This is a genomic window from uncultured Algibacter sp., assembly GCF_947487575.1.
GTDB lineage: Bacteria > Bacteroidota > Bacteroidia > Flavobacteriales > Flavobacteriaceae > Algibacter_B.
The window spans coordinates 36,577-52,879 of record NZ_CANKXG010000008.1 but is presented as its reverse complement, the minus strand read 5'-3'; the positions used below and the strand labels follow the sequence as shown (position 1 = coordinate 52,879).

Below are 16,303 nucleotides of genomic sequence, written 5' to 3'. Positions count from 1 at the left end.
TTATTTTCTACAAGCCAAAACAGAAGAAATGCTTTAAGTATTTATAGCTTAATAAACTTTTTAGAAGTTCTTCCTGTATTACTGTGGAAATCTAAAATATAACTTCCTGCAGCCAAGTTTTCAACCAAAAAGGAGTATGTTTTAGAAGTTTCGTTTTGAATTGAATCTCTGGTTAATTGTTTTATAAACTGGCCGTTAATAGTATACAACTCAATTAGGATATTATCATCAGTAATATAATTGATAGTAAATTCTAATAATTTGTCTACAGGATTTTTTGAAAAAGAGATGTCAAGATCTTTCCTGTATATTTTTGAATTTTCAGTATTTAAAGTCTGTGTTGTGTATTTGTAAACAGTAGCTCCAGCTGCATAAGCAAGCGAGTTATTCATTATAAAAATTCGATTTAAGTTGCCTCCTGTGCCTAAATCGGTCCAAGTTGCACCGCCATCGGTGGTTTCATGAAAGCCCGTTGTGTGGCCTCCCATCCAGCCTGTGGTTTCCGAAACAAAACCTACAGCTTCTATACCGCTTTCAGGAGCATCATAAGTTGTCCAAGTATTACCGCCATCTAAAGATTTTATTAACTTCCCTGGGTTGGGTTGCGATGCATATATAGCTCCAAACATAACATTAGGATTGCCATCTAAAATTTGAATTTTCCAAACATATTCGCCAGGAATATTTGCTTGGAATATGTTAGACCATGTTACGCCACCATCTGTTGTTTTAATAACTATAGCACCTGCGTCATTTCTGCCAGCGGCAAACCCATTTAGTTCATCTAAAAATTTTATTTCTACTAAAGCATTGGCATAAGCAGACATATCGGTGTGCGTCCAAGTATTTCCACTATCTGTAGATTTAATTATGTGAGCAGGTTGAAAATAAGCACCACAACCATAAATTGTAGAGGAACCAACAGTATTGATGCCGCAAATGGCGTTAGGATTTGGATTAATAGTTACGGCAGACCAATTATCGCCACCATCTGTCGTTTTATAAAATGCACCATCTAATGTGCCTAAAAAACCTATATTTTGATTTAAAAATTCAATATTTCTAAAATATTGGTTATTACCGGGTAATTCAGAATGATTTAATTGTTCGATCCAATTTAAACCTCCATCTGTCGTTTTAAAAATAGCGCCATGTTGTCCGTTTGCTGCCCAACCTAAATTTTCATTTAAAAAAAACACATCGTCAAAACGTGTGCCGTCAATATTAGTAACGATGTTAGGCGCAGCTTGCCATGTTTGTGCAAAAGTGCTAAAACTTATTAGTAAAAAAAGATATCTAAAATTCATAGTAACAAAATTACAGATTATTTTTTTAGAATTCGCACATTCATTTCTTGAATCTTTTTGTCAGATAGTATGAAAGGTGCGTAAAATAATAAACTTTACACGTTTCTTTTTTGGGAATGTAATTACCTCTCTAATAGGTGCTCTTTTCTCTAAAATCATCATCAATCTATCCATATTTAATGCAATTCATCCATATTTGGATTTTCTATAATGGAACACTTTATAGTTGTAGTCTTATTTTTTTATTGAGTAATATTTTTAATACAAAGTTATACATCGAAAATATTTAGAGTTCAACCCGTAATTTAAGTAAAATCGATTGGAAAGAATAGTTTAATTTTGAGGCGTTTATACCTCAAAACTATACAGGAGGATCCAAAGCATTAGTAGATAATGTGTCATTAGTTATAGATGTGGCTCTTTCTAATGAGGAACCTATTCTGTCAAATGATAAGTTGATGATTTATCCAAATCCAAATAAAGGGAATTTTACCATAGAAAATAAAAATGGACTAGAAATTAATGCTGTAGAGATTTTTGATGTGTCTGGAAGGTTGATAACAAAAAACAAATTAAGTAGCCCTTCAAATAAAACTAACATAAATCTTAATCATGTTGATTCAGGTGTGTATTTTGTGAAAATTCATGTTTATGGAACGACATCAACTCGAAGAATTATTATTGAGTAAGTTTATTATAAAACTAAAAAAAAAGAGCTATTTAATTTTAAATAGCTCTTTTTTTGCTCTAAGGTATAGGAATTATTTCCTCATCACCTTTACATTCATTTCTTCCACCTTTTTATCAGATAATTGAGAAGGTGCTCCAAAGAGTAAGTCTTCACTGGTTCCTGTTTTCGGGAAAGCCATCACTTCTCTAATGGATCCTTTTTTCTCTAAAATCATCATTAATCTATCCACGCCCCATGCAATACCACCGTGTGGAGGTGCACCATAATGAAAGGCTTTGTGCATAGTGCCAACACTCTTCATCATCTCGTCTTTATTGTAGCCCATATTTTTGTAAGTAGCTTCCAGAATTTCTGGTTTGTGCGCACGTACTGAGCCACCGCCAATTTCGTAACCATTTAAAATAAGGTCGTATTGTTGTGCAATGATGCTTCCAATTTCATCTTCTTTACCATTCATGTGTTTATCAATATCATAAATAGCAGGCATAGAGAATGGATTGTGTGTAAATGTCCAACGGCCTTCATCTGTTTTTTCAAACATAGGGAAATCAATAACCCAAGCAGGTCTTAGTTCCTTAGGATTGATTAAACGTAACATGTTACCTAATTCTTGACGCACTGCATCTAAGGCTTTATTAGCAGTTGCATAATCTGCAGCAGAAAAGAACACAATATCTCCTACTTTAGCATCTGTTGTTTTTATAATGCCTGCGGCAATTTCTTCGCCTAAAAATTTAATAATTGGCGATTGCAAATCGTTTTCATTTACGATAATATATGCTAAGCCTCCTAAACCATGACTTTGTGCCAATGCGGTTAACTTTTCAATTTGCCCTTTTGATAAACGTTTGTTGCCTTGTTCTTCTGCAGAAACTTTAATACACTTTACAATACCGCCTTCGTCAATAGGTTTACTAAATACTTGAAAGGTGGTATCTTTAACAATGTTGGTAATGTCTTGGAGCTTTAAACCAAAACGTAAATCTGGTCTATCACAACCATAATCGTCCATGGCTTGTTTATAGGTTAGCACTTCAAACGGGCGTAAAATCCATTTTTTACCATATATTTTCTCAACAATCCCATTAAACATGTTTGTGTTCAAATCAATGATTTGTTGCATGCTAGCGTATGCCATCTCAATATCCAACTGTGTAAATTCTGGTTGCCTATCGCCACGAGAATCTTCATCTCTAAAACAGCGGGCAATTTGGAAATACTTCTCGTAACCACTAACCATCAACATTTGCTTGAATTGCTGAGGTGCCTGTGGTAAGGTATAAAACGAACCTACTTGTTTACGAGTAGGTACAATAAATTCACGAGCGCCTTCATCAGTTCCTGCACTTAAAATAGGTGTTTCAATTTCCAGGAAATCTTGCTCGTCTAAAATATCACGCATCATTTTGATAACCTTATGTCGGTTAACAATTACTCTGCGTACATCATTATTTCTATGGTCTAAATATTTATATTGAAAACGTACATTTTCATTCGTTTTTGTTGCACGCTTAATTTCAAAAGGTAGGGTTTTAGAAAGGTTTAGAATCTCTAAATCTTTGGCTTCCATTTCAATTTCACCTGTTCTTAAAGCGGCGTTATAATCATCTTCTTTACGTTGCACAATAGTTCCAGATACCGTAATAACCGATTCTGGTTTTAGTTTTACCAACTCATCTAAATTAGCAAACGATTCTCGACTTAAACGTACCTGAAACATCTGTGTACTTGAATCGCGTAAATCAATAAATATCAGTTCTCCGTGGTCGCGCACGCTTGAAATCCATCCAGAAAGCGTTACGTTTTCGGAAATATTATCATCTGAGATTTCAGAAATAACGTGTGTTCTGTATTCGTCTTTTATAACAATAGGAATCTGTGGTAAAACTTCTTCTTGTTTGGTTACTGGTTGTTGGTTATTTGTTATTGGAGCGTCACTTTTGCCTTTTGTCTCTTGACTTTTAACTTCTCCTGCAAGCGCATTTAAAATCCCTTCACGAATAACTTTTCCTGAAGCACCTTTTCCGATAATACCAATAACTTTTCCAACCAGAATTCCTGCTTTTCCTTGGTTACCAGCTATAATGTCATTTGCAACCGCTTCATTTTCTGCAATAACTTTTGCAATCGCATCTTTTATTTGAGATTCTGAAATCGTGTTATCTTCAAAATATTGGTTGTAGTTAAAGTCTCTATCTTTTAAATAGGATGTTATGGCGTTTTGAACTAAAACTGATGTGATTTTTTCATCTTTGAACAACTGAAAAATTTCAATTAGATGTTCAATTCTGTGAATATCACCATAAGCTTCAGCGTCAATATTATTAACTAATGTTTTTGCAACAAACGATGGGTCTTGAATAACGTTGTTAATTGCTACAAACGTTTCAGAGCGTAATGAGTCGGCTGTAAAAAACTTTGCGTCTTGCGGTAGAACTCCACCTTTAATTAAGATGCGTTCTACTGCAAAAGGAAGCGTGCTTAAATCGACATCAATAGATTCAACCACCTCTTTTATGCTCACAAAAGGTAAATCGGGCTCTGAAATAAAACGATAATCGGCTTCAAACTCTTTTTTACGCATGGTTTTGGTTTGCTTTAATTCAGCATCCCATAACACCGTAGTTTGGTCTGGTCTAAAAGTCTTGTTTTCTAAGAAATAGTTGAGTTGTTTTTCAACTTCTTCTTTTAAAGCCTCAACCATAAACTTAAACGAGTTTAAGTTTTTTATTTCGGTACGTGGATTTAAATTATAATCGTGTTTTTTACGGAGCGACACTGAAACATCCGATTTGAATTCGCCTTTTTCAAGGTTAGCTTCAGAAATTCCTAAATTCTGAACAATACGTTGAATGTATTGTGCATAGGTTGAAGCATCTTCTATATGGCGAATACAAGGTTCGGTAACAATCTCGATAAGTGGTACACCTGCTTTGTTAAAATCAACTAAAGATACCTTCTTTTCGTGCATTAATTTTGCTGCATCTTCTTCTATATGCACTTGAGTTAAGTTTACCGTAAACTGGGAGCCATCATTTCGGAAACAAGATACTGAACCATCAGGAATCACAGGGTTGTGAAACTGCGTAATCTGAATATTTTTTGGATTATCTGGGTATTCATAATGTTTTCTATCCCAAGAAATTACTTCGTTTTCAAAAGTTGATTTCACTGCTTTTCCAAAGTAAATCGCTTTATTAATAGCTTCTTTATTAATAGCTGGTAAAACCCCCATTTGCCCTGTACAAACAGAACAAATATTTTGATTTGGTTGCTCTGTTTCCTGATTAGCACAAGAGCAAAATAACTTTGTTTTTGTATTTAATCGAACGTGTGTTTCCAGACCGATTACTAACTCTAATTCGTGCTTTTTAAGCAAGTCGTTTAATTGTTCTAGTTCCATTATATCGTGTCTTTTAAGAAGTTAGCAAACTTCAAAACGAGTTCGTCATTATGTTTTGCAGCCGTAATTTGTAAGCCTGTTGTAGTCCCTTGAGGAATTGTTAGTGTAGGTAGTTGCCCTAAACTAAAACCAACCGTATAGGCATCAGATAAATACATGGCGTGCGGATTTTTTAAACTATCTCCAATTTTTGGAGGTGTACTTGGTGTAACAGGCGAAATGATAATATCTACTTCTTGAAAATCATTTTCAAAATTGTTAGCGATGTTATCTCTAAGTGCTAATCCTTTTAAGTAGATTTCATCTGAAAATCCTTGAGATAATACTTGGTTTCCACCAACAATTCTGCGTTTTGTTTCTTCAGAGAAATTCTCAGAACGTGTTACTGCATAAGTTTCTTTTAAATTATCAGATTCAATACGGTTACCATAATTTGTACCATCTAATCTAGAAAGGTTAGACGCGGTTTCAGCCATGGCCAATGTATAATAGGTAGAAACTAAAGTTTCAGATTCAAAGAAATCTAAAGCTTTTACTTGAATACCTTTGGCTTTTATTTTTTCTATTGTTTCTAAGAAATCAGATTTGATTTTTGCATCAATAGCATCTGTTTCAATAAAGTTCTTAAAGTACCCAACTGTTTTTATATTATCAGTAGTTGAAATAGCCTCTTGAGTTATTTCCGCGGAAACGTAAGACGTTTGATCTTTAATATCTTTTCCACTCATAACATTTAGCACAATGCGAATATCTTCGATTGATTTTGCAATAGGGCCCACACAATCTGTTGATGATGCGTAAGCCATTAATCCGTAACGCGAAATACGTCCGTATGTAGGTTTTAAACCATATACATTATTGTAACCTGCTGGTTGACGAACAGAACCACCAGTATCTCCTCCAATAGAAAAAATGGTATAATCTTTAGCTACGTTAACCGCAGAACCGCCACTAGAACCACCACCAACTAAATCGGGGTTAATAGCGTTTTTAACGGCACCAAAAATGGTGTTTTCGGAAGAAGAACCGTGACCAAAACTATCACAGTTTTCTTTTACTAACGGTATAGCGCCAGCATCCAATAATTTTTGAATTGCTGTTGCGGTGTAAGCCGATTTGTAGTTTTTAAGCAAATCTGAACTTGCTGTAGTATATGTACCCTGAACCATGTACACATCTTTAATCCCGAAAGGAATACCTTCCAGTAAACCAATAGTTTCTCCGTTAGCTATTTTTGCATCTACTTTGGCGGCCAAATCAAGTGCTAAAGTATCTAGTAGGGTATTAACCGTATTATGAGTGTTCTGTTGTAGTAAGTTTAATTTTTCTTGAACCAGCGCGGTACAAGTAATGTCTTTGTTCATCAATTGCTGATGAATTTTATATATCTGCGAGCTCATAATTATTCTTCTATAACTTTAGAAACTACCAAATAGCCATTTTTTTCTTTTGGGAAGTTTTCAATAATGATTTGTTTTTCTGTATCAGAACTATCTATAACCACATCGTCTCTTAAATCATTTAAAGACAATGCGTTATTGTGATTATTGAAAGCGTTATTATTTGTTGTGTTGGCATTTTTAATAACCTCAAATAACTTGTTTACAGCCTCGGATGGCTGTGCTCCTTTAATACTCGACAATACGTCGACTGTCATAATTTTGCTCATCTTTTTTGATTTTTTATTATAAAGACGCTTTTAAAATGGTCTCAAAAAAAAGCCTTCCGATATCGGAAGGCTTTATATATTTTAAACAATAACCTTCCGCACCCTAAACATTAGGATTATTGAAATTATTATTATTGTTATTGTTTCTCATGATTTTTTAATGAGTTCAAATATATATAGAATAAATAGAGTATACACTATTTTTAAAGACATACTGTATTGTATTATGAAATTATTAAAAAAGGTAAAGTTAATTTGAAAGGTTGCTAGTGTATTTGTGTTAATTGCTTATTTATGTTTAATGTATTTTAAAAATAATAGAGCTGTTTAATGTAGTTTGATTGTCTTTTTGTGAGTGAAATGATGTATAACTAGAAGCTAAAAAATGCCATTTAAGGCGTTTTGAGTTTTGATAGTTGTGTAAAGCAAATTGAAAACCATAAAATCAATTTTAAAGCACTTTTTAGTCGATTTAAGCAACTTTTGAGTAATTAACAATTGTTGATAATTATTGTTTTACCTCGTTAAAATGCTTTTTAAAGGGCGCAAAATTTCGTATATTTGTTTGTATTCAGAAGGATGCTATTTAGCGTCTTTTTTTATGTTAATGAAACTCTGTTTTAAAGAGGTTGAAAAACCGAAATTAAAACAGTAAGTTAAATTAATCCCGATGAAAATCGGGATCATTTAAAGTTAAATATTAGCTCTGGCAAACAGAAAATTAGGATTGGTTTTGAGCTTGAATTTAGCAAATGAATGCGTTAGGGATTGCAGTGAAAAGCCCACAGCCCGACGAAGGAGGTGCGAGGACTTGAAACGTAAAGCCCGACCCTTTAGGGTAACGCCCAAAATAGTTTTGTGGTGTTTTTAAAATAAATTAAAACAAACTAAATAGATAGTATGAGCGAAGCAAAAGAAGAATTTAACAAGCATAATTATTCGGCTGATAGTATTCAGGCTTTGGAAGGTATGGAGCATGTGCGCATGCGTCCATCCATGTATATTGGTGATGTGGGTACAAGAGGTTTGCATCATTTGGTTTATGAGGTGGTGGATAACTCGATTGATGAGGCTTTGGCTGGACATTGTAATAATATTACAGTGATTATTAACGAGGATAACTCGATTACTACCGAGGATGATGGTCGTGGTATTCCAGTAGGATTGCATAAAAAAGAAGGTGTTTCTGCACTTGAGGTTGTAATGACTAAAATTGGTGCGGGTGGTAAGTTTGATAAGGATTCTTACAAGGTTTCTGGTGGACTTCACGGTGTTGGTGTAAGTTGTGTTAATGCCTTATCTGAGAGTTTAAAAGCTACAGTTTATAGAGAGGGTGAGATTTGGGAACAAGAGTATGAGCGCGGAAAAGCATTATATCCTGTTAAAAAGACGGGTGCGACTGATAAAAGAGGAACTACGGTTACTTTTAAACCAGACCCAACTATTTTTACACAAACTTTAGAGTATAGTTATGATACTTTAGCGAGTAGATTACGTGAGTTAGCGTATTTGAATAAAGGAATTACGGTACATTTAGTTGATAAGCGAGCTGTTAAGGAAGATGGTGAGTTTGAGGGCGAAACATTTCATTCTGAAAATGGATTGTCTGAGTTTATCCAGTATTTGGATGCGACACGTGAACCTTTAATGAAAAATGTAATTGCTTTTGAAGGTGAAAAGAATGGTGTGCCTGTTGAGGTTGCTATGATTTACAATACATCTTATGCAGAGAATTTACATTCTTATGTGAATAATATTAATACGCATGAAGGAGGAACACATTTATCTGGTTTCCGTAGAGGGTTGACGCATACGTTGAAAAAATATGCGGATGAATCTGGCATGTTAGATAAATTGAAGTTTGATATTGCTGGTGATGATTTCCGAGAGGGATTAACGGCTATTGTTTCTGTAAAAGTTCAAGAGCCTCAGTTTGAAGGACAAACGAAAACGAAATTAGGTAATAGAGAGGTTTCTGCATCTGTAAGTCAAGCAGTTTCTGAAATGTTAACGGATTATTTAGAGGAAAATCCTGATGATGCTAAAACCATTGTACAAAAAGTGATTTTAGCGGCGCAAGCACGTCATGCAGCCCAAAAGGCGCGTGAAATGGTACAGCGTAAAACAGTAATGAGTATTGGTGGTTTACCAGGGAAATTATCTGATTGTTCTGAGCAAGATCCTGCAAAATGTGAAGTATTTCTTGTTGAGGGAGATTCGGCAGGTGGAACTGCAAAACAAGGTCGTGATAGAGCATTTCAAGCTATTTTGCCTTTAAGAGGTAAGATTTTGAATGTTGAAAAAGCGATGACGCACAAGGTTTTTGAAAACGAAGAGATTAAAAACATATTTACTGCACTTGGTGTAACTATAGGAACGGAAGAGGATAGTAAAGCTTTAAACTTATCTAAATTAAGATACCATAAAGTGGTTATTATGTGTGATGCCGATATTGATGGTAGCCACATTGCAACGTTGATTTTAACGTTCTTCTTTAGATATATGAAGGAGTTGATTGAAAACGGACATATTTATATAGCTACACCACCTTTGTATTTAGTGAAGCGTGGTGCGAAAAAACGATATGCATGGAGTGATGCTGAACGAGACGAGATTGTTTCTGAATTTGGAGATGGCTCTAAAATCCAACGTTACAAAGGTCTTGGGGAAATGAATGCTGAACAACTTTGGGATACAACTATGAATCCTGAGTTTAGAACCATGCGTTTGGTGCAAATTGATAATGGTACTGAGGCGGATAGAATTTTTTCTATGTTAATGGGTGATGAAGTACCACCTCGCAGAGAGTTTATTGAAAAGAATGCTATTTATGCTAATATTGATGCGTAAATAAAAGATTTTAATACTATAGTATAAAAGCTCTAATATGGATTTATTAGAGCTTTTTTTGTCGACAAAACAAATAAATATCCGTTTAAAAGCATTTTTTTTCGATAAAATGTTGTTTTGTGTGATTTTTTTCCTATGTTTGTAAAACCAAATTTTTAATGATGAAAAAAATACCCTTATTTATTTTGCTCTTTTTTGTGGCACATGTTTCAAAATCTCAGGAATTAGAAAGTATTTTGTTGGCATCAAAGGATGATGCTTCAAAATTAACCGCCGGATATATCGCTCCAGGAATGAAAGGATTGATATATGGTATGAATAGTGGCTGGTATCATACAGCTAAAGTTCATAAAAAGCTAGGTTTTGATATTTCTATTGGTGCAAGTTTGTCTATGGCTCCAACAGAGGATGAAATTTTTAATATAGCAGATTTAGGTCTAACAAGTATTTCATCATCTTCAACAACTACGCCTACATTATTTGGTTCAGATGATGGAGCTCAAATGAATGTAAATGCAGTTGTACAAGGTCAAAGTGTTACGGCGTCATTTAATATGCCATCAGGAATTAGTGAAGATTTACCAATGAATGCTGTACCAACTCCTGCTCTGCAATTAAGTGTTGGACTTCCTTATAAATTTGACATTATGTTGCGTTTAGTGCCAAAGGTGGGAAGTGATGATGCAAAAGGAGATTTGTTTGGTTTAGGACTTAAAAAAGAAATTACAAGCATATTTGGCCCTTTGGATAAGTTACCATTACATGTTTCGGTATTAGCAGCTTATTCATCTATGAATGTAGATTATGGTATTGATGGAAATGTTTTAGGAGGTAGTAATCAGAGTGCCGTGTTTAAATTAAACTCCTTTACAGTTCAAGCAATTGGCTCATTAAATTTTCCTGTTATAAATATTTACGGAGGTATTGGGTATTCTGGAGGAAGCTCTTCTTTGCAAATGTTGGGAGATTATGATTTAACTTATAGTACGGGTAGCGGAACCATTGTGGAAACTGTAACAGATCCGTTGAATTTAGATTTTGACGCTAGTGGTTTTAGAACGACTATTGGTGCAAGGTTGAGTTTAGGATTCTTCAAAATTTTTGGAGATTATACACTACAAGAATACAACACACTATCAGCAGGAATTGCTTTTAGTTTCAGATAGAATTTATAAAGAAATTAATTGTTTAGTTTTAGTTAGTTATATTTAATTTTTGTTTAAAAAAAGCGCAGGATATTATCCTGTGCTTTTTTCGTTTACAGTATTTTAATTCGTAATTTTGCAGGAGTTAAATTTCACGTATTTATTGATGAAATAATTGAAGTTCATGATTAAAATCATTTAAATTAATAGGTTTTATATTGAATTTTGTAGATTGATAATAATAATTAAATACTAATAAAAAAATAATAAGAAAAATGAAAGTAACAGTTGTAGGTGCAGGAGCAGTTGGTGCAAGTTGTGCAGAGTATATTGCTATTAAAAACTTCGCTTCAGAAGTAGTGTTGTTAGACATTAAAGAAGGTTATGCTGAAGGAAAAGCCATGGATTTAATGCAATGTGCATCATTAAATGGTTTTGATACTAAAATTACAGGAGTAACAAACGACTATAGCAAAACAGCAAATAGTGATATTTGTGTAATTACTTCTGGTATTCCTCGTAAACCAGGAATGACTCGTGAAGAGTTAATTGGTATCAACGCTGGTATTGTAAAAGCTGTGTCATCTAGTTTACTTGAGCATTCTCCAAATATGGTTCTTATTGTTGTAAGTAATCCAATGGATACCATGACCTATTTAGCACATAAAACACTTGATATTCCAAAAAACAGAATTATTGGAATGGGTGGTGCTTTAGATTCTGCTCGTTTTAAATATAGATTAGCAGAGGCTATGGAAGCTCCTATTAGCGATATAGATGGTATGGTAATTGGTGGTCATAGTGATAAAGGTATGGTGCCATTAATAAGTCACGCTACAAGAAATAGTATTAGAGTTTCTGAGTTTTTAAGTGCAAAACGTTTAGAGCAAGTTGCTGCAGACACTAAAGTTGGTGGAGCAACACTTACAGGGCTTTTAGGAACTTCTGCTTGGTATGCACCAGGAGCTGCAGTAAGTGGTTTAGTTCAAGCTATTGCTTGTGATCAAAAGAAAATGTTTCCATGTTCTACATTCTTAGAAGGTGAATATGGTTTAAATGATATTTGTATTGGTGTACCAGTAATTTTAGGTAAAAACGGTATAGAACGCATCGTCGATATTCCTTTAAGTGATGCTGAAAAAGCACACATGCAAACAAGTGCAGAAGGTGTTAAAAAAACTAACGGATTGTTAGACGTGTAATACGTAAACATTATAAAACATAGATTTATATAAAGACTGTAGCAATACAGTCTTTATTTTTTTATATTTGGCCCATGATTGCAAGATGGTGCATTAGTATTTTAATCTTTGGTTTAACTTTATTTGGTGTTGTTTCACAACAGCAAATAGCGGTGCCTAATCAAGAAATTGTATTGCAGTTTGAAGATGTTAATTTAACATCTAAACAAGCTGATGATGCGGTAGTTAATGTAAAACAGCAGTTACAAAATTTAGGGGTTAAAAATATTAAAGTCCTTTCTTTAGATGCTGGTAAACTGAAAATAACGTATTTCAGTGATGCAGATATTGCCAGTATAAAGCAACTGTTTCTAGACCAAGAAACGCTAGCACTTCAATTTACTTCTCAATCACAGGATAAAGATTCATCAAAATTACCATTTCAAGAATCTAGTATTATTTATGATATTAATGTTTACGAAATCCAAAACGGACAACATTCTGGATGGGATTTTGATGGCGCTATAAGTTTAAATGTTGAGGTAAAAAGCGATAGGTTTTTAGATCCAAACTATATATCTGTAGAAAGCCTAAGTTATGATTATACAGATAACCTAATACATGTCACTTATAAAATTCGTAGAGCTATTACGATACAATTAAGTGACCCACTTCATGTTATTCCAGAAGTTAGAGCAGGACCCATCTGTTAAATGGGATAATGTTTTGTTTTTTTGAAGTAGAAATGATGACTTCAAAATGCAAAATTATTAGAGTTTACCCATTTGCTTTCATTAAATAAATTGAATTGAAAACGATTACCATTAGAACTTGTTCTCTATTAGATTTATAAGAATCATATCCAAAAAATAAAAAATTGTCAAATTATAGAGTAAATTCTATATTTGTTCGCCTGAAAATATTCAGGTTTAAAAATTTGACGTAAAAAGTATAACATGCAAAACAAAGGATTAGTAAAATTATTTGCTATTTTGTTTGGTTTGGTAAGTCTTTACCAATTATCATTCACATTCACAGCAAATTCAGTTGAAAAAGAAGCACAAGAAGTAGCGATTAATAAGATTTCTGAATCGGAAGAAAATTATCGTGCACTACGCAGTCAAGAAGAAGCTAACTTTCTTCAAGAAAAAGGAACCGATACGGTTTATAATATTGGTGTTGCAAAATTCACTTATAATGAAGTGAAGCAAAAAGCCATGAATCTTGGTTTAGATTTAAAAGGAGGTATTAACGTTATTCTTCAAGTATCTGTGAAAGATATCTTAAAAGGTTTAGCAAATAATACAACCGACCCAGTTTTTAATAAAGCATTAGAAGATGCTTCAGAAATTCAAAAGAATAGTCAAAATACATACTTAGAAGATTTCTTCATAGCATTTGATAATATTAAAGGCGATACTAAATTGGCATCTCCAGATATATTTTATACTCGAGAGTTAGATGGTGAGATTGATGGTAGTATGTCTGATGATGATGTAAAAGCTATTATAGAAACAAAAATAGACGAATCTATAGTTTCAGCTTTCGAGGTGTTACGTAAGCGTATTGATGAGTTTGGTGTGACATCACCAAACATCCAACGTTTAGGAAACTCTGGTCGTATTTTAGTAGAACTTCCAGGGGTTAAAGATGTTGAGCGTGCTACAAGTTTATTACAAAGTACTGCACAGTTAGAGTTTTGGGATGCTTATAAAGGTGAGCAATTCTACCAATTTATAGATCAAGCAAATGCTGTTTTAAAAGGTATTGTTAAAACTGATGACGTTACAGAAGCAGAACCTCAAGATGAAGAAGATGCACAGAGCGATCAAATTGATGATTTATTAGGAGATGCAGAAACAGACTCTACAGCAGTTGTAGAAAACAACCCACTTGGAAAGTTAATTAGAGGTCTTGGTTACCAAGGCGGGCCAATTATTGCTAAGTTCGAGGTTAAAGATAAAGAAACGGTTTTAGATTATTTAAACAGACCAGAGGTAAGAGCTTTACTTCCTGCAGAACAACGTTATGCAAAGTTTGTTTTTGGCAAACCAGAAAAAGATAGTGAAGTAGTAGATTTATACGCTTTAATAGGAAACAGGGAAAATGTACCACAACTAAGCGGTGCTGTTGTAACAGATGCTAGAAACCAATTTGGTCCAACAGGAAAATCAGAGGTGTCTATGCAAATGAATGCTAAAGGTGCTAAAATCTGGGAAGAAATGACTGGAAAAGCATACACTCAAGGTAGTCAAATTGCAATTGTTTTAGATAATGTTGTGTATTCGGCTCCAGGAGTAACTACAGGTCCAATTGCGGGAGGTAGTTCTTCAATATCAGGAGATTTCTCATTAAATGAAGCGATAGATTTAGCAAACGTATTACGTGCGGGTAAATTACCAGCATCTGCAGATATTATTCAAAGTGAGGTTGTAGGACCATCTTTAGGTAAAGAAGCTATTGAAAGTGGTACCATGTCATTCTTAATAGCCTTAGTATTAGTATTACTTTGGATGATTTTCTATTACGGAAAAGCAGGTGTATTCGCAGATATCGCTATGTTATTAAACCTATTGTTAATCTTTGGTATTTTATCAGGATTAGGAGCGGTATTAACACTACCTGGTATTGCGGGTATTGTATTAACCATTGGTATGTCGGTAGATGCTAACGTACTTATCTTTGAGCGTATTCGAGAAGAATTAGCTAAAGGAAAAGGACAAATAGAATCAATTAAAGATGGATTTAGTAATGCCTTGTCATCAATTTTAGATGCCAACGTTACAACTGGTTTAACGGCATTAATCTTATTCATTTTTGGTACAGGGCCAATTAAAGGTTTCGCAACTACATTATTAATAGGTATTGCAACATCTTTATTTACAGCTATTTTTATTACTAGATTATTAATCGATTGGTATGCTAATCGTGGCGGGAAATTAGATTTCTCTACAGGTATAACTAAAAACCTTTTTAGAAATATCAATATCAACTTTTTAAAGAAACGTAAAGTAGCCTTTATTATTTCTGGTGCTTTAATACTTTTAAGTTTAGGGTCGTTATTTACAAATGGATTAAACCAAGGTGTCGATTTTGTTGGAGGTAGAACCTATCAAGTGCGTTTTGCACAGGATATAAGTGCTTCAGAGGTTACAAACTTATTATCAAGTCCAGAAGTATTTGGAAGTGCAGATGCCAAAACATTTGGAGATGCAAACCAGTTAAAAATTACAACTAAATATAAAGTAAATGAGTCTGGAGCAGCGATAGATGAAGAGATTAGAAAATCACTTTACCAAGCCTTAGTGCCACATTTAGAAGGCATAACTTATCAGCAATTCATCGATTTAAATGATGAAAACAAACAAGTAGGTTTACTGGAATCGTACAAAGTAACACCAACCATTGCCGATGATATTAAGCAAGCATCTTTCTGGGCAATTTTAGGGTCGTTAATCGTAGTATTCCTATACATCTTAATTCGTTTTAAGAAATGGCAATACTCTTTAGGAGCAGTAGCAGCGGTATTCCACGATGTGTTAATTGTACTAGGTGTATTCTCATTAACATACAAATTTATGCCATTTAACATGGAAATAAACCAAGCGTTTATTGCAGCAATATTAACAGTAATTGGTTACTCGTTAAATGATACCGTGGTAGTATTCGATAGAATTCGTGAATTCTTCAATGAGCACACAAGTTGGACATTTGATAAAGTTGTAAACGTATCATTAAGCAGTACATTGAGTAGAACCTTAAATACATCATTAACAACATTAGTTGTATTGTTAGCCATCTTCATATTTGGTGGTGATTCTATTAGAGGCTTTATGTTTGCCTTAATAGTAGGTGTTATTGTAGGAACATATTCATCACTATTTATTGCAACACCAATTATGTACGATAGTGTAAAAAAATTAGAAGACAAGAATTAAGACTAACTCAAATTTTCTAAGTAAAAAGCCTGTCAGTTTTATGTTGATAGGCTTTTTTATTTTAATTATTTGGGCGTTACCCATATAGGGTCGGGCTTTCCACTGTATCTTTTTAAAAC

The 16,303-nt window shown here is 33.8% G+C and carries 10 protein-coding genes; 6 read left to right on the top strand and 4 right to left on the bottom strand.

Annotated features, from left to right (window positions below; translation table 11 throughout):
* Positions 1 to 41 precede the first annotated feature (41 nt).
* Entirely contained in the window at positions 42 to 1,307 is a 1,266-nt protein-coding gene (locus Q0870_RS10185; RefSeq protein ID WP_298555308.1) for a YCF48-related protein, read from the bottom strand.
* 395 nt (positions 1,308 to 1,702) lie between these two features.
* Here Q0870_RS10185 and Q0870_RS10180 point away from each other — a divergent pair, with 395 nt between their 5' ends.
* A complete protein-coding gene (locus Q0870_RS10180) occupies positions 1,703 to 1,996 on the top strand; it encodes a T9SS type A sorting domain-containing protein (RefSeq protein ID WP_298555307.1) in 294 nt (97 codons plus the stop codon).
* Positions 1,997 to 2,068: 72 nt separating this feature from the next.
* On the opposite strand, the gene gatB/aspS is transcribed toward Q0870_RS10180, so the two are convergent.
* From gatB/aspS to Q0870_RS10165, 3 genes are read right to left on the bottom strand one after another with little or no spacing between them, the layout of a single operon-like run.
* Complete coding sequence (gene gatB/aspS, locus Q0870_RS10175) at positions 2,069 to 5,401, bottom strand: bifunctional amidotransferase subunit GatB/aspartate--tRNA ligase AspS (protein ID WP_298555305.1); 3,333 nt, start codon at positions 5,399 to 5,401, stop codon at positions 2,069 to 2,071.
* The gene (locus Q0870_RS10170) at positions 5,401 to 6,801 is read right to left on the bottom strand and encodes an amidase family protein (protein ID WP_298339128.1); all 1,401 of its coding nucleotides are present in this window, start codon (positions 6,799 to 6,801) and stop codon (positions 5,401 to 5,403) included. The genes gatB/aspS and Q0870_RS10170 overlap by 1 nt, the downstream gene beginning before the upstream one ends.
* Positions 6,802 to 6,803: 2 nt before the next feature.
* Positions 6,804 to 7,070: a hypothetical protein gene (locus Q0870_RS10165; RefSeq protein WP_298555303.1), complete on the bottom strand. Its 267-nt coding sequence runs from the start codon at positions 7,068 to 7,070 to the stop codon at positions 6,804 to 6,806.
* 900 nt (positions 7,071 to 7,970) lie between these two features.
* On the opposite strand from Q0870_RS10165, the gene gyrB reads away from it, so the two are divergent.
* The 5 genes from gyrB (at position 7,971) to secDF (ending at position 16,184) form a co-directional block, all read left to right on the top strand.
* On the top strand, positions 7,971 to 9,920 hold the full coding sequence (gene gyrB, locus Q0870_RS10160; protein ID WP_298555301.1) for a DNA topoisomerase (ATP-hydrolyzing) subunit B: 1,950 nt from the start codon (positions 7,971 to 7,973) through the stop codon (positions 9,918 to 9,920).
* Between the two features lie 158 nt (positions 9,921 to 10,078).
* Positions 10,079 to 11,086, top strand: a complete 1,008-nt coding sequence (locus tag Q0870_RS10155) for a DUF6588 family protein (protein ID WP_298555299.1) — start codon at positions 10,079 to 10,081, stop codon at positions 11,084 to 11,086.
* 254 nt (positions 11,087 to 11,340) lie between these two features.
* On the top strand, positions 11,341 to 12,267 hold the full coding sequence (locus Q0870_RS10150; protein WP_298555297.1) for a malate dehydrogenase: 927 nt from the start codon (positions 11,341 to 11,343) through the stop codon (positions 12,265 to 12,267).
* 74 nt (positions 12,268 to 12,341) lie between these two features.
* Positions 12,342 to 12,959, top strand: coding sequence for a hypothetical protein (locus Q0870_RS10145; RefSeq protein WP_298555295.1), 618 nt, complete (start codon positions 12,342 to 12,344; stop codon positions 12,957 to 12,959).
* 243 nt (positions 12,960 to 13,202) lie between these two features.
* Positions 13,203 to 16,184 (top strand): protein translocase subunit SecDF, encoded by a 2,982-nt coding sequence (gene secDF, locus Q0870_RS10140; protein ID WP_298555293.1) that lies wholly within the window; start codon positions 13,203 to 13,205, stop codon positions 16,182 to 16,184.
* The last annotated feature ends 119 nt before the right edge of the window (positions 16,185 to 16,303 follow it).